General features: G+C 62.3%; 22 protein-coding genes and 1 tRNA gene. 8 read left to right on the top strand and 15 right to left on the bottom strand.

From position 1 onward, the window contains the following. Positions 1 to 60 precede the first annotated feature (60 nt). From G6N83_RS11200 to galU, 4 genes are all read right to left on the bottom strand, one after another. Positions 61 to 136 (bottom strand) — tRNA-Ala (locus tag G6N83_RS11200). Positions 137 to 189: 53 nt separating this feature from the next. Beyond that, a complete protein-coding gene (locus G6N83_RS11195; RefSeq protein ID WP_165142073.1) occupies positions 190 to 1,080 on the bottom strand; it encodes a large exoprotein in 891 nt (296 codons plus the stop codon). A gap of 62 nt (positions 1,081 to 1,142) precedes the next feature. Then, positions 1,143 to 1,772, bottom strand: coding sequence for a GNAT family N-acetyltransferase (locus G6N83_RS11190; RefSeq protein ID WP_165142071.1), 630 nt, complete (start codon positions 1,770 to 1,772; stop codon positions 1,143 to 1,145). Positions 1,773 to 1,796: 24 nt separating this feature from the next. Next, on the bottom strand, positions 1,797 to 2,684 hold the full coding sequence (gene galU, locus G6N83_RS11185; protein WP_165142069.1) for a UTP--glucose-1-phosphate uridylyltransferase GalU: 888 nt from the start codon (positions 2,682 to 2,684) through the stop codon (positions 1,797 to 1,799). 102 nt (positions 2,685 to 2,786) lie between these two features. On the opposite strand from galU, the gene G6N83_RS11180 reads away from it, so the two are divergent. From G6N83_RS11180 to mscL, 3 genes are read left to right on the top strand one after another with little or no spacing between them, the layout of a single operon-like run. Beyond that, a complete protein-coding gene (locus G6N83_RS11180) occupies positions 2,787 to 3,383 on the top strand; it encodes a 5-formyltetrahydrofolate cyclo-ligase (protein WP_165142067.1) in 597 nt (198 codons plus the stop codon). Between the two features lie 13 nt (positions 3,384 to 3,396). After that, entirely contained in the window at positions 3,397 to 3,720 is a 324-nt protein-coding gene (locus tag G6N83_RS11175; protein WP_165142065.1) for an FmdB family zinc ribbon protein, read from the top strand. A 19-nt stretch (positions 3,721 to 3,739) separates the two neighbouring features. Continuing rightward, entirely contained in the window at positions 3,740 to 4,168 is a 429-nt protein-coding gene (gene mscL / locus G6N83_RS11170) for a large conductance mechanosensitive channel protein MscL (protein ID WP_165142063.1), read from the top strand. A 16-nt stretch (positions 4,169 to 4,184) separates the two neighbouring features. On the opposite strand, the gene G6N83_RS11165 is transcribed toward mscL, so the two are convergent. Both G6N83_RS11165 and G6N83_RS11160 read right to left on the bottom strand, forming a co-directional pair. Next, positions 4,185 to 4,379 (bottom strand): hypothetical protein, encoded by a 195-nt coding sequence (locus G6N83_RS11165; RefSeq protein WP_165142061.1) that lies wholly within the window; start codon positions 4,377 to 4,379, stop codon positions 4,185 to 4,187. Beyond that, positions 4,366 to 8,100 (bottom strand): AAA family ATPase, encoded by a 3,735-nt coding sequence (locus tag G6N83_RS11160; RefSeq protein WP_375782605.1) that lies wholly within the window; start codon positions 8,098 to 8,100, stop codon positions 4,366 to 4,368. The genes G6N83_RS11165 and G6N83_RS11160 overlap by 14 nt, the downstream gene beginning before the upstream one ends. A gap of 167 nt (positions 8,101 to 8,267) precedes the next feature. On the opposite strand from G6N83_RS11160, the gene G6N83_RS11155 reads away from it, so the two are divergent. Next, entirely contained in the window at positions 8,268 to 8,801 is a 534-nt protein-coding gene (locus G6N83_RS11155; protein ID WP_165142059.1) for a methylated-DNA--[protein]-cysteine S-methyltransferase, read from the top strand. 9 nt (positions 8,802 to 8,810) lie between these two features. Next, positions 8,811 to 9,158 carry a histone-like nucleoid-structuring protein Lsr2 gene (locus tag G6N83_RS11150; protein ID WP_165142057.1) on the top strand — a complete coding sequence of 116 codons (348 nt, stop codon included), beginning with the start codon at positions 8,811 to 8,813 and terminating at the stop codon, positions 9,156 to 9,158. 16 nt (positions 9,159 to 9,174) lie between these two features. Here the strand turns inward: G6N83_RS11150 and G6N83_RS11145 are convergent, their stop codons facing one another. The 4 genes from G6N83_RS11145 to G6N83_RS11130 form a co-directional block, all read right to left on the bottom strand. Then, the gene (locus G6N83_RS11145) at positions 9,175 to 9,918 is read right to left on the bottom strand and encodes a formylglycine-generating enzyme family protein (RefSeq protein WP_165142055.1); all 744 of its coding nucleotides are present in this window, start codon (positions 9,916 to 9,918) and stop codon (positions 9,175 to 9,177) included. Between the two features lie 10 nt (positions 9,919 to 9,928). Then, positions 9,929 to 11,629 carry an ABC1 kinase family protein gene (locus tag G6N83_RS11140; RefSeq protein ID WP_165142053.1) on the bottom strand — a complete coding sequence of 567 codons (1,701 nt, stop codon included), beginning with the start codon at positions 11,627 to 11,629 and terminating at the stop codon, positions 9,929 to 9,931. A gap of 58 nt (positions 11,630 to 11,687) precedes the next feature. Beyond that, on the bottom strand, positions 11,688 to 12,671 hold the full coding sequence (locus G6N83_RS11135) for an alpha/beta hydrolase (RefSeq protein WP_165142051.1): 984 nt from the start codon (positions 12,669 to 12,671) through the stop codon (positions 11,688 to 11,690). A gap of 133 nt (positions 12,672 to 12,804) precedes the next feature. Further along, entirely contained in the window at positions 12,805 to 14,226 is a 1,422-nt protein-coding gene (locus G6N83_RS11130) for an HNH endonuclease signature motif containing protein (protein WP_165142049.1), read from the bottom strand. Between the two features lie 217 nt (positions 14,227 to 14,443). Here G6N83_RS11130 and G6N83_RS11125 point away from each other — a divergent pair, with 217 nt between their 5' ends. Next, entirely contained in the window at positions 14,444 to 15,361 is a 918-nt protein-coding gene (locus G6N83_RS11125) for an Ltp family lipoprotein (protein ID WP_165142047.1), read from the top strand. A gap of 54 nt (positions 15,362 to 15,415) precedes the next feature. Here the strand turns inward: G6N83_RS11125 and G6N83_RS11120 are convergent, their stop codons facing one another. Next, on the bottom strand, positions 15,416 to 15,664 hold the full coding sequence (locus tag G6N83_RS11120) for a ferritin family protein (RefSeq protein WP_241246195.1): 249 nt from the start codon (positions 15,662 to 15,664) through the stop codon (positions 15,416 to 15,418). Positions 15,665 to 15,916: 252 nt separating this feature from the next. On the opposite strand from G6N83_RS11120, the gene G6N83_RS11115 reads away from it, so the two are divergent. Next, on the top strand, positions 15,917 to 16,282 hold the full coding sequence (locus G6N83_RS11115) for a hypothetical protein (protein WP_165142045.1): 366 nt from the start codon (positions 15,917 to 15,919) through the stop codon (positions 16,280 to 16,282). 204 nt (positions 16,283 to 16,486) lie between these two features. On the opposite strand, the gene G6N83_RS11110 is transcribed toward G6N83_RS11115, so the two are convergent. Beyond that, entirely contained in the window at positions 16,487 to 17,059 is a 573-nt protein-coding gene (locus tag G6N83_RS11110; protein ID WP_165142043.1) for a hypothetical protein, read from the bottom strand. A gap of 228 nt (positions 17,060 to 17,287) precedes the next feature. Between G6N83_RS11110 and G6N83_RS11105 the strand changes: the two genes are divergently transcribed. Continuing rightward, positions 17,288 to 18,394 (top strand): SRA domain-containing endonuclease, encoded by a 1,107-nt coding sequence (locus G6N83_RS11105; protein ID WP_165142041.1) that lies wholly within the window; start codon positions 17,288 to 17,290, stop codon positions 18,392 to 18,394. Positions 18,395 to 18,401: 7 nt separating this feature from the next. Here G6N83_RS11105 and G6N83_RS11100 read toward each other — a convergent pair whose 3' ends face one another. The 3 genes from G6N83_RS11100 to G6N83_RS11090 are packed head-to-tail and all read right to left on the bottom strand — an operon-like array spanning position 18,402 to position 20,858. Beyond that, positions 18,402 to 18,800, bottom strand: coding sequence for a (deoxy)nucleoside triphosphate pyrophosphohydrolase (locus tag G6N83_RS11100; RefSeq protein ID WP_165142039.1), 399 nt, complete (start codon positions 18,798 to 18,800; stop codon positions 18,402 to 18,404). Further along, complete coding sequence (locus tag G6N83_RS11095; protein ID WP_165142037.1) at positions 18,797 to 20,587, bottom strand: DUF2075 domain-containing protein; 1,791 nt, start codon at positions 20,585 to 20,587, stop codon at positions 18,797 to 18,799. The genes G6N83_RS11100 and G6N83_RS11095 overlap by 4 nt, the downstream gene beginning before the upstream one ends. Then, positions 20,574 to 20,858, bottom strand: a complete 285-nt coding sequence (locus tag G6N83_RS11090) for a nucleotide pyrophosphohydrolase (protein ID WP_165142035.1) — start codon at positions 20,856 to 20,858, stop codon at positions 20,574 to 20,576. Before G6N83_RS11090 ends, G6N83_RS11095 begins: the two co-directional genes overlap by 14 nt. Between the last annotated feature and the right edge of the window lie 54 nt (positions 20,859 to 20,912).

Genomic DNA, 20,912 nt, shown 5'->3' with positions numbered 1-20,912 from the left:
TACCGGCTTGCCCGTTCACTCGAACATTACGCCTAATAGAGGCATAGACGTATCAAAAAATGGTGGACCTGAGGGGATTTGAACCCCTGACCTCCTCGATGCGAACGAGGCGCGCTACCAACTGCGCCACAGGCCCTTGAACCTCAAAAACATTATCACGCCGGTCCGGCGCGACACGCATCAGGCGGGCTATCCCGCGACGCGTCGCTCCAGCAGATCGCGGACGTGCGCTTCGATCTCGGCGTCGTCGACGTACCCCATGCGCGAGTACGCCGAACCGGATGCCGCAGGCTCAACCACGCGTGCAGTATCAATAGAGCGCGGGGCAACCTTCGCCGCTTGCTGCCGCTTCGCTTCTTCGATCGCGGCAGCACGGAGGGCCTCACGAGCATCCGCTGCATCACGAACGACAGCTGCTGCTGACCCCACTGACGAGCTCAACGGACGCGGAAGTGTGCGCGGCTGCCACTGCGTGTCTCGGTGCTGACGCACGAGAGGAACGTCTTGCACGACAGGCTGGGTTCGAACAGCAGCGGGTGCCGCAACGACGGTGTGTGCGCGACGCGAGACTGCAGCCATCCGCTGAAGTACGACGACTGAGCCGAGCAGAACAGCCCCCGCGGCCCAGAGAAGGGTTGAGGTGCCAACGCTCACAAGCTGCCACGTCCCGACGCCACCGACGACGAATGCCAGCAGCGCCATCGCGGTCGCAGTGGTTCGTGCTCGACGTCGCGCGCGTGCGCGGCGAGCCGCAGGAAGTGCTCGTGCGCGCTCACGTTCGAGTCGAGCGGTCTCGAGTTCAGCTTTCGCCGTATCGAGCTCAGCGTTCTCACGCTCAGCCTGGGCGCGGCGTGCAAGTTTTTGCTGAGCCATCGCGGTGCGGGCGTTCAGCTCCATGCGCACTTCTTGCGGCGTCTCACTGGTTTCAGCGAGAATCCGAAGCGCCTGGTTGAGCCGCACAGCATTTCGTTCGGCAGCATTGAACTGGTGCGAGCTGTGCAGCGACGGCAAAAGGTAGACCAGCCAGAGCGCGACAGCGACGGCGATGATCACCCCGCCACCTAGTACTTGCCCACCCATGTCGTAAACGGTATGCGACGACACCGTTCAATGCACGCTAGAACTGCGCGTGTCGCCTGGGGTTACTCTGGCAAAAGGTCTGCTGGCGGAATGCGCGCGGCATCCTGAGGTGCATTGCCGCCGGCCCAGCGACGCAGCACGCCACCCGGCACATCCTCTCGAACGAGAGCGAACGAGTAGTGATCGCGCCAGTCGCCGTTGATGTGAATGTAGCTGCGACGCAATCCCTCGTACCGAAAACCGAGCTTTTCGACGACTCGGAGGCTCGCAACATTTTCGGGCCTGATGCAAATCTCCATGCGATGCAGGCCGAGCTCGAAGAAGCAGATGTCGGTGGCGATAGCGACCGAGGTCGGCGTCACGCCGTGCCCGGCGAACCGTTCGCTGACCCAATAGCCGATCGTTGCCGATGAGAGGGATCCGCGCGCGATCCCCCACACGTTAAGTTGACCGGCGATTTCACCGTTGTACTCCATGACGAAGGGAATGCCGGCGCCATCCCGATATTGCTGCAGCAGGCGCTTGACCCCGGCGCGCATGTCGAATGACACGGCGCTATCGGGGCTGGTTGCTTCCCACTTGCGCAGCCAACCTCGATTGGAGATCAGCTCATTTTGCAGCGTTCGCGCGTCTTTCGGACGCACGAGGCGTATCGAAATGGGTCCGTGCGCACGTGGCACCGTCAAATCCATGCCGGCACCCTTTCAAACGGTGACTCAGAGTGTGGCCGCGAATTCTTTGAACCACGGACGCAGGTCGGGTCCGAGGTCGTCGCGATCGGCAGCGAGCTGAACGATGGCCTTAATGTAGTCCACTCTATCGCCGGTGTCGTAGCGACGGCCGCGGAAGATAACGCCATAGACGCCGCCACCGGTTTCGTCGCTTGCCATCTCCTGCAGCGCATCAGTCAGCTGGATTTCGCCGCCCTTGCCGGGCTCTGTGTGCTCGAGCACATCGAAGACCGAAGGGTCGAGCACGTAGCGACCGATGATCGCAAGGTTTGAGGGGGCATCCTCAGTCGCGGGCTTCTCTACGAGACCCGTCACCTTGACGACGTCTGGGTCGTCGGTCGGCTCAACAGCGGCCGCACCGTACATGTGAATCTGCGACGGTTCAACCTCCATCAGCGCAATGACAGTCGCCGAACGCTTGTCGTACTCCGACAGCATCTTCGTGAGGAGTGGATCACGCGCATCGATGAGGTCGTCACCGAGCAGTACGGCGAATGGGTGGTCTCCGACGTGGCGACGTGCACGCGACACTGCGTGACCCAGGCCCTTCGGCTCCCCCTGACGCACCATGTGGATGTCGGCGAGTTCGCTCGACTTGTGTACGCGCGCGAGGCGATCGAGGTCGCCCTTTTCGCGGAGTTTCTCTTCAAGCTCAGGAACCGAGTCGAAGTGGTTCGCGATGTTGTGCTTGTTACGCCCCGTGATGATGAGGACATCTTCGATTCCGGCAGCGGCAGCTTCTTCGACGACGTACTGAATAGCTGGCTTGTCTACGACCGGCAGCATCTCTTTTGGCATCGCCTTGGTCGCAGGTAGAAAGCGGGTGCCGAGTCCCGCCGCAGGAATAACGGCCTTAAAGGGCTTGTGAGACATACCCAGATCCTAACGGGAGAAGGTTTCTATGACGTCACGATGACACACGGTGAGATAATCCACTCGACCCGCGAACAAACCCGAGCCTCGTAGACTCAATTCATGCCCGACGACATTGACAACGAGAAGCGAGCGCTCCGCGCCGACCTCCGCGAACGGCGACAGATTCTTTCGGATGCCGCGCGAGACGCTGCCGGAGTCGGTGTGCACGCCCAGCTCGATGCCCTCCTCGAGAGCACGGGCGCCACTTCTATCTCGTGCTTTCTTTCCACTTCGACCGAGCCGGATACCCGCAACTTCTTAAACGCTGCGCTGGATCGCGGCATCCGCGTGCTGCTACCGATCACCCGCGCGGATGGCCTTCTCGACTGGGCCGTCGCCACGGCCGACGGCGACATCGCCGAGGGTCTTTTCGGTCTCCCTGAACCAGTCGGTGAAGTTCTCGGCCCCATCGCCGTCAATGACGTTGATCTCCTCATCATTCCGGCGGCCGCCATCGACCACACCGGTATGAGGCTCGGATGGGGACGCGGCTACTTCGACAAGACGCTCGGTTCGATGGAGCGCTGCCCTCCGGTCTACGCCGTCATCTACGACTCCGAGTACATCGAGTCAGTTCCCGCAGACGTGCACGACCAGCCGGTCACCGGCATCGTGACCCCGACACAGACTCTCACCTTCGCGACGCAATCGCTCTAATCCGAAAGACGCCATGCCCACCTATGCCTATGCCTGCACTCAGTGCGGTCACCGATTCGATGCGGTGCAGTCCTTCACCGATTCAGCTCTCACGGAATGCCCCGAGTGCGGCGGCACACTCCGCAAGCAGTACGGCACAATCGGTGTGACGTTCAACGGATCGGGCTTCTACCGCACTGATTCTCGTCCAGCGGAGAAGAAGAGCAGCGATTCGAGCAGTTCATCTTCTAGCAGCTCATCGTCTTCTGGGTCATCATCGAAAGAATCGTCGTCAAAAAAGTCGGCGTCTAAAGAATCGTCGGGGAGCACCTCGTCGAGTACGTCTAAAGCCAGCTGAGCGTGCAGTGAGGAAAGACATGATCAAGGGATTCAAGGAGTTCATTCTCCGCGGCAACGTCATCGATCTGGCCGTAGCGGTCGTCATTGGCGCAGCGTTCACTGCAATCGTCACGGCACTTGTCACCGGGTTCATCAACCCGCTCATCGGCGTGATCTTTCAGGTCGGTAGCCTCGATAAGTGGACCTGGGATGTTCCCGTCCTCATCGGTGACGGTGTATCCACCTTCGCTATCGGCAGCATGGTCGGTGCGGTCATCAACTTCTTGGCCGTCGCTGTCGTCGTGTACTTCGCGTTCGTCTTCCCCATGAACCGCATCAAAGCGCGCGCCGCGACTAAGGCCGGTGTCAACGAAGAGCCCGAGTCGGAACCACTTCCGACCGAACAAGAACTTCTCATGCAGATTCGCGACCTGCTCCAGAAACAAGAGCCCACAGCAAAGCAGTAGGTCTCACTAGCTGAACTCAGTAGTGCGGCGGTACGTCGCGCAGCATCCGCTCGTCGTTGGGGCCGGAGGTATCAACGGATGCCTCGGCCCCAACGCCGTTTGTGTCGTCTCTTGGCACGGGCTCAGGGCGTGTGCCCGGGGCCGGCGTGAGCTTGGCGCGGCGTGAGCCCGCTACTCGCTCTACGCGCTGACGGCGCTCATTCGATGACATCGAGCGGTTGGGTCGTAGCACCCGTGATGGTGCTGCTATCGGTCGTGATGCCGAGCACGCCGCCGATGCGGGCCGCGACGAGCGCCGGATCGCTGTAGAGGTCGAACGCGTGCACGCGCACGTAGTGCCAGCCGAGGCGCCGAAGAATCTGTGGGCGAAGGCGCAGCGACTCACGAAGCGACTCGTCGCGGGTCTCCGGGTCGCTTTCGGCGACCACGGCTTTGCCCTCGAAGTGAGCGACGAGCGGCAGGAGGCCACGGTAGTTGACGTCGACCTTGATGCCGAGCTTTCGAAGTTCCCGCGCCAGCACTCGCGTGGGCGGGTCGGCCAGGTCTTCGAGCTGGTTCGACCGCTGGCGAGAAGCAACGTTTCCGAGGATTCCCATGAGCGTTGCGGCGCCGTGTTCGAGGCGGCCATCGTCGAATGCCGATGGACGGATCGACGAGACGATCACCATCGAGCGGCGTGCACGGGTCATGCCGACGGTGAGAAGGCGCTCACCATCTGGTGTCGAAAGGTCCCCGAAGTCGCTCAGCACACGGCCGTGGCGGGTGAGGCCAAAGCCGAGCGAGAAAATGACGCGGTCGCGGCTTTCGGCAACAGACTCTTCGAGGGTCAGCACGGCGAAGGGCTCGGCCGTGTCGCGTCCGACGAATTCGGCGACGTCGCCTCGACCGGCGAAGGCCTCGTCGATGGCTGCGCGCACGCGCTCGGCGTGGCGACGGCTCGCCGTAATCACCATGAGCGACTCCGAACCGCGGTTCACAGCGTGCTCGGTGACGAGGGTCACGATGCGAGAAACTTCGGCATCGGGGCTCTCGACCGCACCGCTGATCGGGTCGGGGGTTCCGGTACCGCCCTCGACGTAGTCGACGCTCAGGCTGCCACGACCGAGATACGAACCAGCCCACGGCAGCGAGACGATTTCGCCGCCGTAGAAGGCGTCGTTCACGAGTTCGGCCAGGTCTTCTCCCCCGGCGCGATAGCTGTGCGTGAGGGTCTCGACGTCGAAAAGCTCCGAGAGGCGTTCGAAGAGCGACACCTCGTCGAAGGGAACCTCCGACTCGTCCTCGATATCTGCGGCAGCGGCAGATGCGACGCGGAACGGCATCGGCTTCTGCGTCACGGGGTCGCCGAAAGCGACGATCTGGCGTGCCCGGCGAAGCGCGGGAGCGCCCTCTGCGAGGCAGAGCGAGGCGGCATCCGCAATCAATACCGCGTCGAACATTTCGGTGTCAGGAATCTCGGGCACGTCGTAGGGCGAGGCGAGCCACACCGGCGCGAGCGTGCGCATGAGCTTGGGTGCCGTGCGGGTGAGGGCCGCGGCAGAAGATACGCCCTGCTTGAGTGCCTGCTTGAGAGCGGATGCCTCGCGCTCTTCGTCGACGATGCCGATACGCCACTGCGTCGCAAGCTGGGCCGCCATGAGCTTTCCGGCTGCTGCGGCGTGCGCTTCGTCGACGAGTCGGTAGTCACGCTCGAGGCGATCGACAACCGCCGTGTTCGCGCCCAAGAGCGCACGGTCGGTGCGCAACAGGTGTTCGAGTGCGGACTGCCACCAGGCGAATTCGAGCTCTCGTTCGACGTCTTTTTCGGACACGTGACGCACCGACAGCTCTTTGAGGAGCGGTTCGAGTCCGAGGCCCGCAAGCTCGGTGCGGAGGTGCGCGCGCTCAACGAGGTTGTCGAAGTACGACGACTCCGCGGCAAGTCCTGCAAGGGTGCGAACGAGCTGCGGGATCGGAAGCGAGGCGAGACGGTTGACGCCCTCACGGCGGAGAATCTTGTCGAGTTCGCCGAGGTCGGCGTTCACGCGCTGCCAGGCGACGCTCACGTCGGCGAGCCCGACGGGCACCTCGGGAATCGCTCCCGCTTCAACGAAACGCTGCCACTGCGAGCGCTGCTCGTGAATGCGCACGAGCGACTCGTACATGTCGGCGACGTGCACGCCCGGGCGTACGTACTCTTTCGAGAGGTTCTTCAGACGTCGGCGGTTTGCACCGCTCATTGCTGAAGTGTCTTTTCGCGGCGAGTGAGCCTTGATGAGCTCGGCGAGCGGACGCTCGAAGACCGTCGGGCTGAACTTGTCGAGGGTTTCACGAATGCCCTGCAAAAGGCGCAGGTACTCGCCGAGCTCGGCAATCGAGCGGTACGGGCGCATGCGCGTCTGCGCGATGAGCTCGTAGCCGCGCTCGATCAGGCTCGGGGTGTCTTGCACGTGAAGTCGCTTTGCGAGAGCGTGGGCGGCGCGCGCCTCGTCTGTCACCGCGAAGCTGACGCCGTACCAGGGCGAATCGTCGGGGCCGAACCGGAATTCACCGAGGCGAGCCGATGCGGTCAGCGTTGCCGCTGCTGACTTGCGGGAATCACGCAGGCGCTCAAGGGTTGCGACGTCGAAGCGCGCCGAAGTGCTTGGTGCCGGCGACTGTGATGCGAGCTCTGTGAGCTTTCGTACGATGTCGAGCGCGCAGACGCCGAGCGACGGATGCTGCACGGTCAGCGACGAGCGGTAATCACGAAGCACCGTGCGCAACCGCACGAGCGCGTCGTCGATCTCTGACACGTTGTGCTGCTCGGCCTTTTCATTCCGACCGATAGCCCGAATGAGGTCGCGCCGGAGGTGCCGCGGCGAGACGGCGAGCGACTCGAGGCCGATCGACGAAAGCCGGTGACGGATGCCGTCAAGCGTTGAGCGACGCGCACTCACGATCAGCACCCGCTTGCCTTGCTGCACCATCGCGCCCATCGCATTGATGACAGTCTGCGTGCCACCGGTACCGGGGAGCGTGTGAACGGTGAGTGAGTGCCCCGCGGTAATCCGCGACAGCACAGCTTCTTGCTCGCCATCAGCGTCAAGGAGCAACGTGTCGGCCGCCGGAGAACGGTGATCGGGGTCAGCAGCGGGTGGCATCGGTGGGCGCACCATGACGCGGGCGCGGTCGTCGGGGTGACCGGCGAGCGCATTGAGCAGGGGGTGGTCGAGGTTTGCGGCATCCCGCGCCATCGGCGATCCAACATCGGCGAAGGTCGAGACGATCAGGCGCGGCTTCACGGTGAACGAAGCGATGTGGGGTGTGAGCGCGCGCAGGTGATCGATGACGGGCTGCGGCTTGAAGATATTGCCGTCGTAGGCGAGCGCGGCGAGCGCGGCACTATCGATGCGCATACCGAAGTGTGTGCCGAGAGCATGGACCAGCTCAGGGTTGACCGAGAACGATCCGTGCAGTTTGAGCTCGAAATCGGTGTGGTGGCGGCGAATTGCGAGGGGGCGGAGCAGTACGGGGGCGGCGCACGTGAGGCCACCGATGCGCCATCCGGCCATTCCGACGCCGAGGTGCACTGCTTCCATGCCGCGGGCTGTGCGCAGCTCGACGTTCTTTGCCGCGATGCGTTCGGCAGCGATCCGGGCTGTGCGCAACGCCACCTCGTCGCGGAACAGGTTCGAGAGCAGGGTGGCTCGGCCGGTCAGAAACTGCGGGAGGCTGCCGGGGTGCGCCTTGGTGATGTCGATGCCGGCTTCCGGCGTGTCGGAGAAGTGCAAAAGAGTGGAGCGACCACCCAGGTCGGCGGCCTCTTCGCGCAGTCTTTTTCGTTCGGGCTCGGCGATGTGCGTCACGACGACACCCGGCTCCGATAGTCCCAAACCACTGGGGTCCACTGAAGACGGGGTGTCCTTTTGCTCCGACACCGCGGTTCCCTCTGTACGCCACACAGGTGTCAGACTAGGCGCGTGGTGCTTAGAGAGGCCTTAGCGCGCCCGAGTTTCGCATTATTGAGCGACACGCCGAGCGGATCGGCGATTCCTCCACGACGGGTGTTGAGAGGTTGGCATCCACCGTTTGGGTGGGTGCGGGCACTCGATGGGCGTGCGCTACGGAGGATGAAAAGATGACCCCTACGACGTATTCAGTGCATTCCACGCCCATCGGCGACATCCTGCTGGTGCACTCCCCCGACGGTCTTGTGGCCTGTCAGGTGATGCACGCCCCACTCGACCACGTGCTCGAGCCGCTAGCGCACGAGTTGCGCTCGATTCCGCACCATGACGCGGATGCCGGGCGTATGGCTGCGGCCCAGATCGATGAGTATTTTGCCGGTGCGCGCAGAGAATTCGACCTCGAGCTGGATTGGCGTCTCGCGCACGGATTTACCGTCAGCGCCTTGAAAGCTGTCTGCGAAGTGCCCTATGGCGAGACGGCGAGCTATGCGGAGGTTGCCGCGCTCGCGGGGAGCCCCCGCGCACATCGAGCGGTGGGGACCGCCTGCCGTACGACTCCGTTCTCCGTTGTCGTGCCGGTACACCGTGTTGTGCGCGCGGATGGCTCGATCGGCGAATACGGCGGATATCCCGAGATCAAGCGATTTCTGCTTGACCTCGAGAGTCGGGGTTCGTTACGGCTGAATTCACGCGACCCTGAGTAAGGTGTGTGCATGGCTCGCAGAATCGTTCATCAGCTCGTAGACGACCTCGATGGCACCCTGTTGGAAGTCGGAGAGGGCGAAACACTGCTCTTCTCCCTCGACGGTGCTGCATATGAAATTGATTTGACGACCGAGAACGCAGAGTCTTTGCGTGCGGCTCTCAGCCAGTACATCGAAGCCGCAAGGCCCGTTGCGGCGCGTCGCGCCCAGGGTGCTGGGGCTCCGCGCAAGCGCCAGCGAAGCGGTCAGCAGGACTACTCAGCCGTGCGTGCGTGGGCAAAAGAGAACGGCTACGAGATCTCTGATCGCGGGCGCGTGCCCGCGACGATTCTCGAAGCGTTCGAAGCTTCTCGCTAACGGCAGTTTTTAGCTCTTAGCGCCGCGGCGTCCAGCCCGGCGGCAGCGGGACATCGGTGTCGGCGCGTTCGCGATCAGCGCGTGCTGACCACCCCTGGGCTTCGTTTGTGCTGTCGAACCCGCCGCGTGCGACTCGAAAGCCGACATCGTCGTGGTGCATCCTCGGGGCACCGCCTCGACGCGTTGAGGCGCGCACGTTCCAGGCATCGTCGGCGAACCCGCCGCCACGAAACACTCGGTAGTCTCCGTATCGCGCCGGATCGAGAAGGTCCCAGCACCACTCCCACGCGTTGCCCAGAGTGTCGAAGAGTCCGTTGAGGTTCGGGAGTTTTCCGCCGACGTTTTGTGGCGCACTCACACCATCGGCGCTTGTCCAGGCCACTTCGGTGAGGGGTCCGTAGTGTGGCCCGTTGGATCCGGCTCGGCAGGCAAATTCCCACTCGGCTTCGGTGGGGAGGCGGTATCCGTCTGAATCGACGTGCCACGTGATGTCTTCGCCGTCGAACGAGTAGGCGGAGTCGAGGCCTTCCCATTCCGATGCGGCGTTGCAGAATCGGATTGCGCGCAGCCACGGCACGTCGACCGCGGGGCGACGCGGGTGGGATGCCGTTTCGCCGATGATCTCAGCGAGCTGCTCTTCGGTGACGGCAAAAACGCCGATTTCGAACGGCTCGAGGTCGACGCTCCAGCGGATCTTTCGGCGGGCATCGTGCAGCATCACCGAACCGGCAGCGATGCCTGCCATTTCGATATCACTCATGGCTGGCCTCTCATCGGCGACCTCGCGCGATGATCGCGTCGATCGCCGAGGTGACGAAAGCTGCGACTGCGCCGGTCGCGAGCACGAGTCCCGCTGTTGCGGGGGAGATAACTCCGCCGCTCACGTCGGGAACCGAGAACATGACGAGGGATCCGATCGTGAAAGCACCGCCGAGGGTCACGCCCGAGACACGGCGGACGACTCCGGTGATCACTTTGCGGTCACGCTCGTTGGCGAACAGGCGGATATTCACGGTGAGGTTGCCATCTGAGAGGTCGCCGACGATGCGACCGACTTGCTCGGGCATTCGCCGCATTCCGGGGAGCATTCCGAGCGCTCCTTTGCCGATCGTGCCGGCAAGCGAGCGGGGCGAGAATTGGCTTGCGATAAGCCCTTCGGCTGCCGCTCGAGATTCGGCGAGGATGTCGAGCCGGGGTGCTGCGGTTCGGAGTGTGCCTTCGAAGATGGCGTAGGCGCGGCCCGCGGCGACGAGGTCTGCCGGAAGTGCTGTGCCCCAGCGCGTGAAGACTTCGACGGCGCGGTCAACCGTCCGAAGCGTGACGCGGGAGCCGTCGCCGAGCTCGTTTGTGATGAAAGAGGCGAGGTCGCGGCGGAATGCTGGCTCGTCGGCAGAGTTTGCCAGCGGCATGATTTCGAGCGCGGCATCCGCTACTCGCCGGGTATCGCCCTGCAAGAACGCGATGGCGAGGTCTTGCACAGTGCGGTTGAGGTCGCGGTCGAGGCGTCCGACGGAGCCGAAGTCGATGAGCGCCGGTGACCCGTCGGGGCGAATGATGATGTTGCCGGGGTGGAGGTCGGCGTGAAAGACGCCGTCGATCACGAGCTGACGCAAGAAGCTGCGCAAGACGATCTTAAGGGCGTTATCCACTCTGTTAGAGCTGTTGCCGCGCGTGAGCGAACTGATCGTGTCGCCGGAGACGAACTCCATCGTCATGACGCGCTCGGTGGAGAACTCGGTGAAGAGTTTCGGGATGTGGAGCCCGTCATTGGCTTCGAGCGATGCGGCGCGCAAGCCTTCGAGATTGCTGCCCTCGCGAGCGAAGTCGGTCTGTCGCATGAGGTCGTCGGCGTACTGACGTGCAATGTCGAGTGCTCCGAATTGTCGTGCTTGCTTCGAGCCGCGCATGATCCATCTGGCGATCCGCAGCATGATGTCGATGTCGCACTCGATGAGCGCGACGATGCCCGGGCGTTGAATCTTGACGGCGACCGGTGTGCCGTCTTTGAGGGTCGCGCGGTGCACTTGCGCGATAGATGCTGCGGCCATCGGTTCGTCGTCGAACGTGGCGAAGGTCGTGCGACGGTCGCCGATCTCTCGTTCGAGCAGGGCGTGGACGGCATCCGTCGGAGCGGGCGACACCTCTTTTTGCAGTCGGGATAGCTCGGTGACCCACTCGGTGGGGAGCAGGTCATCGCGGGTGGAGAGCAACTGGCCGGCCTTGATGAAGCCGCCGCCGGCCGTTTCGAGAGCGATGCGGAGCCCGCGTGCTTGAGCTGCACGAAGAGTTACCGTCTCGGGGTTGGCGGTGAAGTCGAGCCGTCGAAACGGGATGAGCTTGTGAGTGCGGGCGAGGCGGAAAATCTGCCAAAACCGTGCCCGTCGGGCTCGGCCGGTGAGGGGCTTCTCGCCCGCCGAGGCGGCGGCAAGATCCGCGAAGCGCGGTGGAGCGAACATCGACGAGGAGGTCACACTTCGATTCTCTCCGAGATCGCGGGCTCGCGGGCGGAGATGTCAGGCGGGCCTGCTGTCATTGGGTAACTGAGTCGACGAAGGCGAGGGACGCTTCGGAAATCTGAGTGCGTGCATCGTCGTTACTGATCTCGGGGGTGTTGTCGCCTGGCTGCGGCCCGTAGGAGCCGAACTGCGCGTGTGATGCCCCATCGATGATCGTGAATGCGGTGTCAGCGGGGAGGTCGGTGCGCGATGCGTCGATATTCTCGGGGGTCGCAAGACCGTCTTGAGTGCCAGAGATCGATTCGACGGGAATCGTGAGCGACGTGCTCATGTCGGTCGCGGGGTAAGAGGCGAAGAACAGCAAGCCGGTCGCGGGCGCCGTGGTGTCGATTTCGGCGCCCTCGGCTTGGATTGCTGCAACTGTTCCGCCGAGAGAGTGGCCGCCGACGACCCAGCCCGTAACGTCAGGATGCTGCGGCCGCGCCTCATCGAATGCTCCGAGCGCGAGGAACGCGATGCCGAGGGGTTGCTTCGGAATGACGACAGTGTGGCCGGCTTCGGCGAGTGGGCGAAGGACGGCGGCGTAGGCGCGGGCGTCGACGAGGGCTCCCGGCTGGAAGAAGACGCCGGTCGTGCTCTGGTCGCCGGTGGGGGTCATGACGATCTCGGTGGGCGACTCGGTGATGGTGACAGCGGCATCCGATTTCATTGCGGCGAGGGCCGGTTCTTCTGCGGTGTGCGGGCGAAGCCATGCGATGAGCGCGATGAAGCCGGTCGCGAGAACGACCAGGATGATGCGGACGACGCGGCGCCAGCCGCTGCGCCAACGGCCCCCTGTGGGCTCATGGTTTTTGCGCGGCAGGAACGCGAAGAGCAGCACGGCGGCGCATGCGAGGAGCGTCAAGCCGAGCAGCAACGCGTAGGCGGGGTTGCCGTGAACGACACCGCCCCATTCGGTGATGCTCGCCCAGAGCACGACGACAATTCCAGCCGCTGCGACAATAGCTGCCGCCCACATGACCCAGTCTCGACGTGGGGTTGCGGGTGCGGTGCTCATGAGGTCTCCGTGTGTGCTGAGTCATTCGGCGCGGGCCGGGATTCGAATGGGTACTCCCATCTTCTCCCGTCGACGCCGCATGCGGCTGGTCGCAGGGAGAACGCGAGCTGTGGGCGCGGCAGCCCAGCAAAGGTTAGAACGGTGGCGGCGTGTCTGGGCTTGAAGCGGAGGCAAACTTCTCCCCCACTAACGAATCGGTATCGGCGTCGCACTGGGCGTGACAATCGGAGTGGGAATGAGAATCGGGATCGGGCACGTCTGGTTCGAATGCGACCCCGGGTGGTTTATCCGTGTAGTTGCGCCCGGTCGGTGACGTCCACTCGAGGACTCCATCACCGCGTTGCTTCACCGTCCACCGGCTCGCGTGTTTCAAGCTGTGATGTCTTCGACACAAATGCGCGAGATTGTGCTGATGCGTTGGCCCGCCGAGGGCCGCATCGACTGTGTGATCAATGTCGCACCGGTGGGTGGGCATGCGGCATCCGATGAACCGGCAGTGTTGATCTCGCGCCCTGAGTTGCCGTTTCAACTGATCGTTGGGTCGGTACCGGTCAACCGAGATGACGGTTCCGGTGACCGGATGCGTGAACACTCGATCCCACCCCGGCGCGGTCCCTGCGAGCCGCCGCGCGCTCTCCGGATCAACCAGACTCAGGCCCGACAAGTCCGCCGGGGTCGATGCCATGCCCGCAAGCGTCGTGGCAGGCACCGTGACCTGCACAATCGCGCGGATCGCACCCAACCCGCCGCAGTCATCCCCCGCGAGCGGATCGAGGCTTGGAACCGACGTGAGCAGCATGTCGGAGAACAGGTCGGCGCGGATCTGATCCGTCGTCCGCCGATCATCCACAGGCTCGTCCTCGGTGTGAAGTTTCGTGCCGTAGTCCGACCGTCCCGCCTGGAAGTCTTTCAACGCCCGCGCCTGCTGCGTCAGCCGGTTGAACATCCCATGTGCCTGCACTGACGGCAATACTGCGTTGAGAGCACTCATCCCATCGGCCAGGTCGAACAGGCGCACCGTACGCGTCGCGTTAGCGTCATCGAAGCGTTCCTGCAGCGTCCGCGGTTGCGCCTTCTCGGCCAGGGCCGCAGCGAATCCTCGCAACCTGCCCGGTGTCTCAACTTCAGCGACCGCGACAACTTCGTGGTCGTACTGGGCTTTGGCTGCGGCATCCGTCAGGTTTTCACCCGCCCGCAACACGGCTTGCACATGCCGTTCCGAGACACGCCCCGCGCTCCATGATGCGAACGTCTCGGGGTAGTGCTCGGTGATGTCCATCGCGTCGTCGATGCGGTTTTGCGCGGTGCGATCCGACATCCGCAACGCCGCCCCGAGTTCTGCTGCCATGGAGCGCATCGGAATCTCTCGTTCCCGCGACTCACGAGACGCGATCAAGCGCATCTCAGCGAGTGCCATCCGCCCGGCTTCGGCGAGGTCCGCTGCCAGCGCAGCTTCGAGCTGCGCGATCTGCGCCACGCGAGATTCTGCCGACAACACAACCTCAGCCCGGGTACGAGCCCCGGGCGAGTGGTGTGTGGTCGTGTTCTCTGACATGACTCAAGTATCGAACATACCTCCGACATCGACCACCCCAAAACAGCCCAAAAAGCCCCGATGTGGATAACTTTCTTCAAAAACTTTTGGGGAGAAGACGATGCAAAAAATCCGCGCCTGAAACAGCCCGTAGACACAGCATCCGTCAATACCACTACGCTTGCGCTACACGTCGGGCACAAGGGGGTTCCGACCACTGCATTACTTGGGGGAAGTTATGTCTGACAACACATCCGCGCCTGCACCTGGCTGGTATCCGGCTCCGCATGCAAACAATGAGCAGCGGTATTGGGATGGCAGCCAGTGGACCGACTGGACCCCCGAGTCGGCCGCTGCCGCACGAGCAACGGCGCAGCTGCCGGCATCCGACAACTCTTCTACCGCCGCCACCACAGTTATGCCACGCGCCGAAACGCCCGTAGACGCGGTCGACGCAACGGTTCAAGCGAAGAAGCCGGGCCTGCGGTGGTGGGCTTGGGCTCTTATCGCGGTGGGCGCTCTGGTGCTGCTCGGCATCATCATCGGCGCCATCGGCAGCGCTACGAGTCGCTCGACTTCTGCGTCGGACGCGCGACCGGTTGCCTCGGCGACCGAAAAAGCCGCTGTCGAAGAGGCAGAACCGGAGCCCGAAGACACGCGGGTCGAGGTTCCTAATGTTGTCGGCAAGACTGTTGCCGAGGCGCGCGCGGCAATCGAGTCGGCCGGACTTGTTTTCGTGGCCACCGATGGTGCTGGGGATGACTGGACCGTTCTTACGCAAACGCCCATCGAGCCGGCTGAACCAGGCACCGAGATCGCCGTGACGGCCGAGGCTCCCGAGCCGGTCTACACGCTGGAGCAGCAGAATGCCCTCCGCGCAGCACAGTCGTATCTCGATCTCATGGCATTCTCGCGTTCCGGTCTTATTGAGCAGCTCTCGAGCGAATACGGCGAAGGCTATCCGGTAGAAACAGCGACGTGGGCTGTCGACACCGTTGGCGCCGACTGGAATGCAGAAGCTGCTGAGTCAGCGCAGTCATACCTCGACATGATGGCGTTCTCGCGCGATGGTCTCTATGAGCAGCTGACGAGCGAGTATGGCGAAGGCTTTACTCCAGACGAGGCGAACTACGCGCTGAGCCAGGTGGGGTACTGAGCGCCCGATAGGTACTCAGTCATCGGGCCTTCGCCAGACAAAAACACGGATGCCTCAACCAGCGACCTCTTCAGCGTCTTCACCGTGCGCGACGATGTCGCCGTCTTTGAAAAGAATCCCCTGCGCGATTTCGCGCCATTTCGGCTTCGCACGCAACAGGAATTCGAGTTCCATGCTGAAGTGCTTGTACTCCTCTCCCAGCGAGTCATTCATGATCGCTTTGGCAACCGCATCCTTCTCGACGGCAATGCGCTGGTCGTACCACCCGATCGCTTCAGCTTCTTCAGACAAGCTCGCCCACATGCGCGCGAAAGTGCGGACCTCCCGTCAGTAAAACTCCACAAATATTGCGGATGAATTCGAGCAGATCATCGTCGGACTAAGCGTTGCCGGGCTGCTGAGTTCGGCGTTCCGTCTATAGCACCGCGAGTCCGCGCTTCATGAGGGAAGCGAGCGCCACGAGATCGCTTCGCGAACACGTAAGCACCCCGGAACGTGACCCGGCGAAGACGGATCGTTATCTCTCCCGGGCAACCCGACGGCTACGGTTGGGCCGTGTCTGAGTTTGAACCAATGCCGCCGGCGTGGCATCCCAGTCGAGTTCGCATTGGTATGGTCTGGGGCGCGTCCGTCCTGCTCGTCACATCGATCGGCGCCACCCTGGCGGCCTGGCGGATGATCGCGTTCGCGAGGTACTGGGCTGCGACTGACCCCATCGAAGGCTTGGTCGTCCTTGCCCCTGCTGCGGGCGGTTTCTTCGCCCTCTTCGCAGGCTTCGTGCTGGCGCTCGCCGGAATGGTGATGGCAAGAGCGGATGGCGTGCCAACGACGGCACGTCGCGCGGTCACGACGGCTGCGGTGATCTGTTTGTGCATGAGCATCGCGGTGCCCTTCCTCGTAATCACTGGCATAGCTCGCTGACATACCTGGAGACCGGCACGGAAGTCGGTCGTCAACCGCACAGTCGTAGCTCGACTTGCACTCGAGGTGCTGTCCTCAGGCCGAGGACCAGGGCGCTTGCGGCGTCGTTCTCACGCGGTTTTTAAGGGCGTTCGCTCGCAAGCTCGCTTTAGCATTCGCGGAAACTCGGGGTGCTGGGATGCTGGGATGCTGGGATGCGCAGCTTTAACTTCCCTCGACCCACTCGTCCTTCTCGAGTTCTTGACTCACCGCTTCTGAAAGCGATACCTCCGTGGCATCGTCGGGGTTCCGCGCAACAAGCCAGTCAGGGCACTTTAGGTCTTTGATCGTGACCACTCGACCGTCTTGGTCCGCGCGAAGTTGTGCGCATCCGTAGAGGCTCGTGGACTCGGCGTACAGACCCGCGTTAGTGCTCGCCGCCGAAGGAATGAAGACGTCAATGACAGCCGCGCTAGGAGTCGAGGTAAAGCCGTAGATGGTTGGCGCCCGTCGAAGATCAACAGCGGTGGCCTGCTCTTCGGACGTGAGGAGAATATTCTCCGCTATTGGGTCGAGATGATCGGTCGCTGCAACGCCTCCGGGCGGCAACGCAAATACGACGTCACTGAAGACAATGACGGCGTTGTCCGTTCCTATCGCAATGCCACGAGTGGCGCTGCGCTTCGAGCTTCCCTCCGCAGTCCACACGTTCCCGCAAGACGTCAGCACAAGCGCGACCAGACATGCCGCCGCACATGCGGAGGCGGCGCGAGCTACCAGTGGAGATCGTCTTGCCATGGCTGCGAAGCGCCTCCCCCGCGCGCGTAAAAATCGACGCTTCAACGCACACTACCCGAACAGCAGATTGGAGCTGCTCAGGGCATTAGCTGGCCATGTGAACGCCTGCACTTCGTGTGGCCGTGCCCAAGATAGCGAGCCAGTGCGCGCCTGGCCGACGAAACCGCTCGATTCACTGATGGTCACTCTCAAGTCATCGCGTTCTGCGGCCTCGATAGGGTCGAGTCCATGGCCGACGTTACTCCCGCGAATCTTTCTCTAGAGCTCAACGTCCCACAGAAGCGCATCCGGGCCTTTCTGCGCGGAATTTACGGCACGTTGCCAACGGGCGTGAGCAGGTGGCAGCTCGACAGCGGCCAAGTCGCACGAGTCCGAGCTCACTTCGGCGGCGACGGATCCGCGACCCCATCGTCATGGTCGCTGGACCCGGGCGACACTGTTCGTCGGCGCGAAATCCATTCTGCATATGGCGGTCAGCAACAGGGCGGCATCTCGACTCCACGCAGCATCCCGGACGTGTTGATTTTCACCGACCCGGCTAGCGGTGCGAAGTACGGCTACGACACGTTTGAGGGTCTCCGGGAGGACGGCTCCTACTGGTACACGGGAGAAGGTCAGTACGGGCCACAAGAATTTGTGCGGGGTAATCGCGCGCTTCGGGATGCAGCCTCCGAGGGAAAGACAATAAGGCTTCTGCGCACGAACGGTGTGAATGCGACGTACATCGGCGCATTCACAACAGGCGACCCAGCTTATGAGATCGAGACGATTCCAGACGCCGACGGCAACCCGCGCGAGGGGATTATCTTCAACCTGCTACCGCTTGACGCGCGAGTTGAGCTCTTGCCCGCATACGGAGGCGAGCTCAAGCCCCCGGGAGGCCTCGTCGACTACGTTGCCGACCCGAGGCGTTGGACACCGCCAGATTTCGCGGACATTCTCATTCCGCAACGCGAAAGCGCGCAGGGCGATCGTGTCGTATCTCGCGTCGAGTTCGAGCTGCAATCAGACTTCGGCGCATGGTTGACTGACGCGAATACCCCGCCATATCGGCTGCCACTTCGCGCAGGAAGCACGATCATCGAACCCGATTTCTACGTTCCGGGCCGCGAATGGATCGTCGAAGCGAAGCGCTCGACCGCACGCGGTTATGTGCGAACCGCTATCGGACAGGTCCTTGACTATGTGCACATCGCAGCCAAAGCGGGCTTAACGGCGCTACCCGTGATTCTGTTGCCCGGCGAACCTGAATCGGATCTAGTCGAGCTAATGTTCAGCCTCAACATCATCGCGGTCTGCCGAGACCACAGTAGTTTCAGGGTCTTGGCCGACTGATCCAGCTCTAGAGCGTGGGCTCAGCTAGCAATCGGACCGCTGGCAGGTCAGGTTCTGCCCAGTCCAGTTTGGGGAGTTCGGATATCGTCAACCAAATAAGTCGGTCGTGGTCGGAGCTAGCCGTCGGCCTCGGCCCGACGAGCATCGCCCGCAAGCAGATCAGTCTGATCGTGGTTGTTCCGACTCGCGTGGCATCGCGGGTCAACTCGTCGAGGACCTCGATATCGACAGCGAGCTCCTCTCTGATCTCGCGCCGTAGAGCAGTAGCGGAGCTTTCCCCGGGCTCGATCTTGCCTCCAGGGAACTCCCACTTGCCACCCGCCGCTCTATCTCGGTTGCGCCTGCAAGCAAGTACGCGATCCCCGTCAAGGATGACTGCGGCGACCACGTCAACCTGTTGAGTCATGAGCCAATCAGCCCCCGGTCATGCTCAGCGGATGCAGTGACCACCTCGCGTCCAATGACACCCGCGACGTACTCCCGTAGAGCCGGATCACACACGTAGACGTACGTGCCACGCATTCCGCGCGTCAGCAGAACTCCGTAAATATTCCGAATGAATTCGAGCAGATCATCGTCGGAGTAAGCGATCCCGAGCTGTTTATTGTTCTCTTTTCCCTTGCTGTCGCGATACGACTCACGGTCGATGAAAAGGCGATGTGATTTCGGGTCAAAACGGAGGTCGTTGCCGATAATGACACCTGCGTAGTTGAGGTCATATCCCTGCACGGTGTGAATCGAACCGACCTCGTCGATCGACGCTGGCGAATTGATCCAGTCCTTCGCTTGGCTATTCCACCGCAACTGCAGACCGTCGACTTCGATATCGAAGGCACGTTTGTCATGGCGGCTTTTCCAATCCCACGCGTACCCCGCAACGAGACGGGCGAGGCCATGCTCGGCGTTCCGGCTAAGCACCTCGCTTCGCATCTCCGAGAGATCGTCGAAGACTCGCAAGTCGTAGTCACCGAAGTCGGAGCGGTTCGCTGCGCTGGATTCGCCCCGCAGCATCGCCCGCACAAACTCCACGTAGTCGGTCCCAGCACGTACACGCATCTGGGTCGACAACGGATACAGGCGGCGTGCTGAACGAGCTTCCTTAGCTAGCGCTCGCAGAACAGCCTTGGGAAGGTCAGCCGGCCGCACCGTCTGCTCCGCATCAAGCAAATAGATCTGGTGCGTACTCTGCGCCTTAATCCAGTCGAGCTGGGTTTTCGATGGATCGTCGCGGCCGAAGAGCTTCTCGTTTAAGTCCACGAACCGCTTGTTATTCACGCCCGACGACTGGTTGGCTCGTTGATTCAAGCGGTGTGTCTCGTCCACGACGAGGACGTCCCACTTCTCGTCGGATACCCCGACATCGAACGGTGTCAGGATCTGAGTCTCCGCTACCTTCGGAGTCTTCTTGAACACTCGCTTGATCGACTGCCGCAGCGACTGTTGCGGCACAACAAACCCGATACGGAGCCCCTGAAGCAGTGCACGGTTCTCGGGCACGAAGAACTCAGCGAACATCGAGTCAGGTTCGACCTCGTCCGCGTCGTCGTGGTCGCGGATGTCGGCGAGCATCTTCATGAGGAAGATTGCGACGATCGTTTTGCCCGTTCCGGGATGCCCCTCGATCACGCTCGTTGACGGAGCACCGGTTGCGAGATCCTCAAGTAGCCCCTCCACGATGTCTTCGACCGCAATCGCTTGCTCAGGCGTGAGCACCTTGAACGGCGAGAGCTTGAACAGATCACTGTTCTCGATCTCCGGAATGCTGCGCTGAAACACGCCATCCGAACGAAGCTTCTCGAATATCTCACGAAACCCCTGACGGTACAGATCGCGCTCGTAGTAACGAGCGTCGGTGATCCCGGCCAATACATTCATCACTGTGTACTGGCCATCGCCTGCTAGCCACCGAATCAGATGTGATTCCAGATCCAGGCAGGCCGACTTGTTGAACGTTTCGTCCATGACAACGCGCACTCGACGAAAGCTGCTTCGCTTTTCTTCATTTGCAAGATGCTGACGCATGCGAGCAGCAGCTTTAGCCGTCTCCCCCACGTATACAGATGCGGCCGCCGGCGATTTCGCGCCATCAAGCACATAAACCACGGGCCAGTTTTTGCGGCGCTCGTCATCTGCAGCCCAGCTCTTAATCGCCGCTGGGTTGAAGCTAAATTTCTCTATTTCAGAGGGCGTCATACTTCGCGCTCCGGCCCTTTGCCTTCTCGACGGGGTATTTGTCGCGAGTGTGTTGCAGCTTCGACATCACGATGTCGTCGAGGTCAACACCCAGCTGATCGGCCATCAGGATGCAGTAGGTAACGACGTCGGCGAGCTCGTTTGTCACCGCCGCCTTGTCGCCTTCCGGCCCCCACTGGAAGCACTCAAGCAGCTCGCCTGCTTCGATGGCCACGCTCTTGGCAAGGTTTTCGGGAGTGTGAAATTGAGCCCAATCACGTTCGTCCCGCATAGCTAGAACTGCGTTTCTCGTTTGTTCGCTGACCACGATGCGAAACTACCAGCG

It is taken from the genome of Microbacterium endophyticum (assembly GCF_011047135.1).
Taxonomy (GTDB): Bacteria; Actinomycetota; Actinomycetes; order Actinomycetales; family Microbacteriaceae; genus Microbacterium; species Microbacterium endophyticum.
Note: the sequence above shows the minus strand (reverse complement) of the source record. Positions and strands in the feature narration are given on the sequence as shown.

What these genes read in the sequence shown, in the direction of transcription:
- G6N83_RS11110 (WP_165142043.1), bottom strand. Translation starts at nt 17,059, where the DNA reads ATGGCAAGACGATCTCCACTGGTAGCTCGCGCCGCCTCCGCATGTGCG.
- G6N83_RS11135 (WP_165142051.1), bottom strand. Translation starts at nt 12,671, where the DNA reads ATGAGCACCGCACCCGCAACCCCACGTCGAGACTGGGTCATGTGGGCG.
- G6N83_RS11130 (WP_165142049.1), bottom strand. Translation starts at nt 14,226, where the DNA reads ATGTCAGAGAACACGACCACACACCACTCGCCCGGGGCTCGTACCCGG.
- G6N83_RS11180 (WP_165142067.1), top strand. Translation starts at nt 2,787, where the DNA reads ATGCCCGACGACATTGACAACGAGAAGCGAGCGCTCCGCGCCGACCTC.
- G6N83_RS11105 (WP_165142041.1), top strand. Translation starts at nt 17,288, where the DNA reads ATGGCCGACGTTACTCCCGCGAATCTTTCTCTAGAGCTCAACGTCCCA.
- G6N83_RS11155 (WP_165142059.1), top strand. Translation starts at nt 8,268, where the DNA reads ATGACCCCTACGACGTATTCAGTGCATTCCACGCCCATCGGCGACATC.
- G6N83_RS11145 (WP_165142055.1), bottom strand. Translation starts at nt 9,918, where the DNA reads ATGAGTGATATCGAAATGGCAGGCATCGCTGCCGGTTCGGTGATGCTG.
- galU (WP_165142069.1), bottom strand. Translation starts at nt 2,684, where the DNA reads ATGTCTCACAAGCCCTTTAAGGCCGTTATTCCTGCGGCGGGACTCGGC.
- G6N83_RS11150 (WP_165142057.1), top strand. Translation starts at nt 8,811, where the DNA reads ATGGCTCGCAGAATCGTTCATCAGCTCGTAGACGACCTCGATGGCACC.
- G6N83_RS11165 (WP_165142061.1), bottom strand. Translation starts at nt 4,379, where the DNA reads ATGTCATCGAATGAGCGCCGTCAGCGCGTAGAGCGAGTAGCGGGCTCA.
- G6N83_RS11090 (WP_165142035.1), bottom strand. Translation starts at nt 20,858, where the DNA reads ATGCGGGACGAACGTGATTGGGCTCAATTTCACACTCCCGAAAACCTT.
- G6N83_RS11100 (WP_165142039.1), bottom strand. Translation starts at nt 18,800, where the DNA reads ATGACTCAACAGGTTGACGTGGTCGCCGCAGTCATCCTTGACGGGGAT.
- mscL (WP_165142063.1), top strand. Translation starts at nt 3,740, where the DNA reads ATGATCAAGGGATTCAAGGAGTTCATTCTCCGCGGCAACGTCATCGAT.
- G6N83_RS11095 (WP_165142037.1), bottom strand. Translation starts at nt 20,587, where the DNA reads ATGACGCCCTCTGAAATAGAGAAATTTAGCTTCAACCCAGCGGCGATT.
- G6N83_RS11190 (WP_165142071.1), bottom strand. Translation starts at nt 1,772, where the DNA reads ATGGATTTGACGGTGCCACGTGCGCACGGACCCATTTCGATACGCCTC.
- G6N83_RS11120 (WP_241246195.1), bottom strand. Translation starts at nt 15,664, where the DNA reads ATGTGGGCGAGCTTGTCTGAAGAAGCTGAAGCGATCGGGTGGTACGAC.
- G6N83_RS11195 (WP_165142073.1), bottom strand. Translation starts at nt 1,080, where the DNA reads ATGGGTGGGCAAGTACTAGGTGGCGGGGTGATCATCGCCGTCGCTGTC.
- G6N83_RS11175 (WP_165142065.1), top strand. Translation starts at nt 3,397, where the DNA reads ATGCCCACCTATGCCTATGCCTGCACTCAGTGCGGTCACCGATTCGAT.
- G6N83_RS11125 (WP_165142047.1), top strand. Translation starts at nt 14,444, where the DNA reads ATGTCTGACAACACATCCGCGCCTGCACCTGGCTGGTATCCGGCTCCG.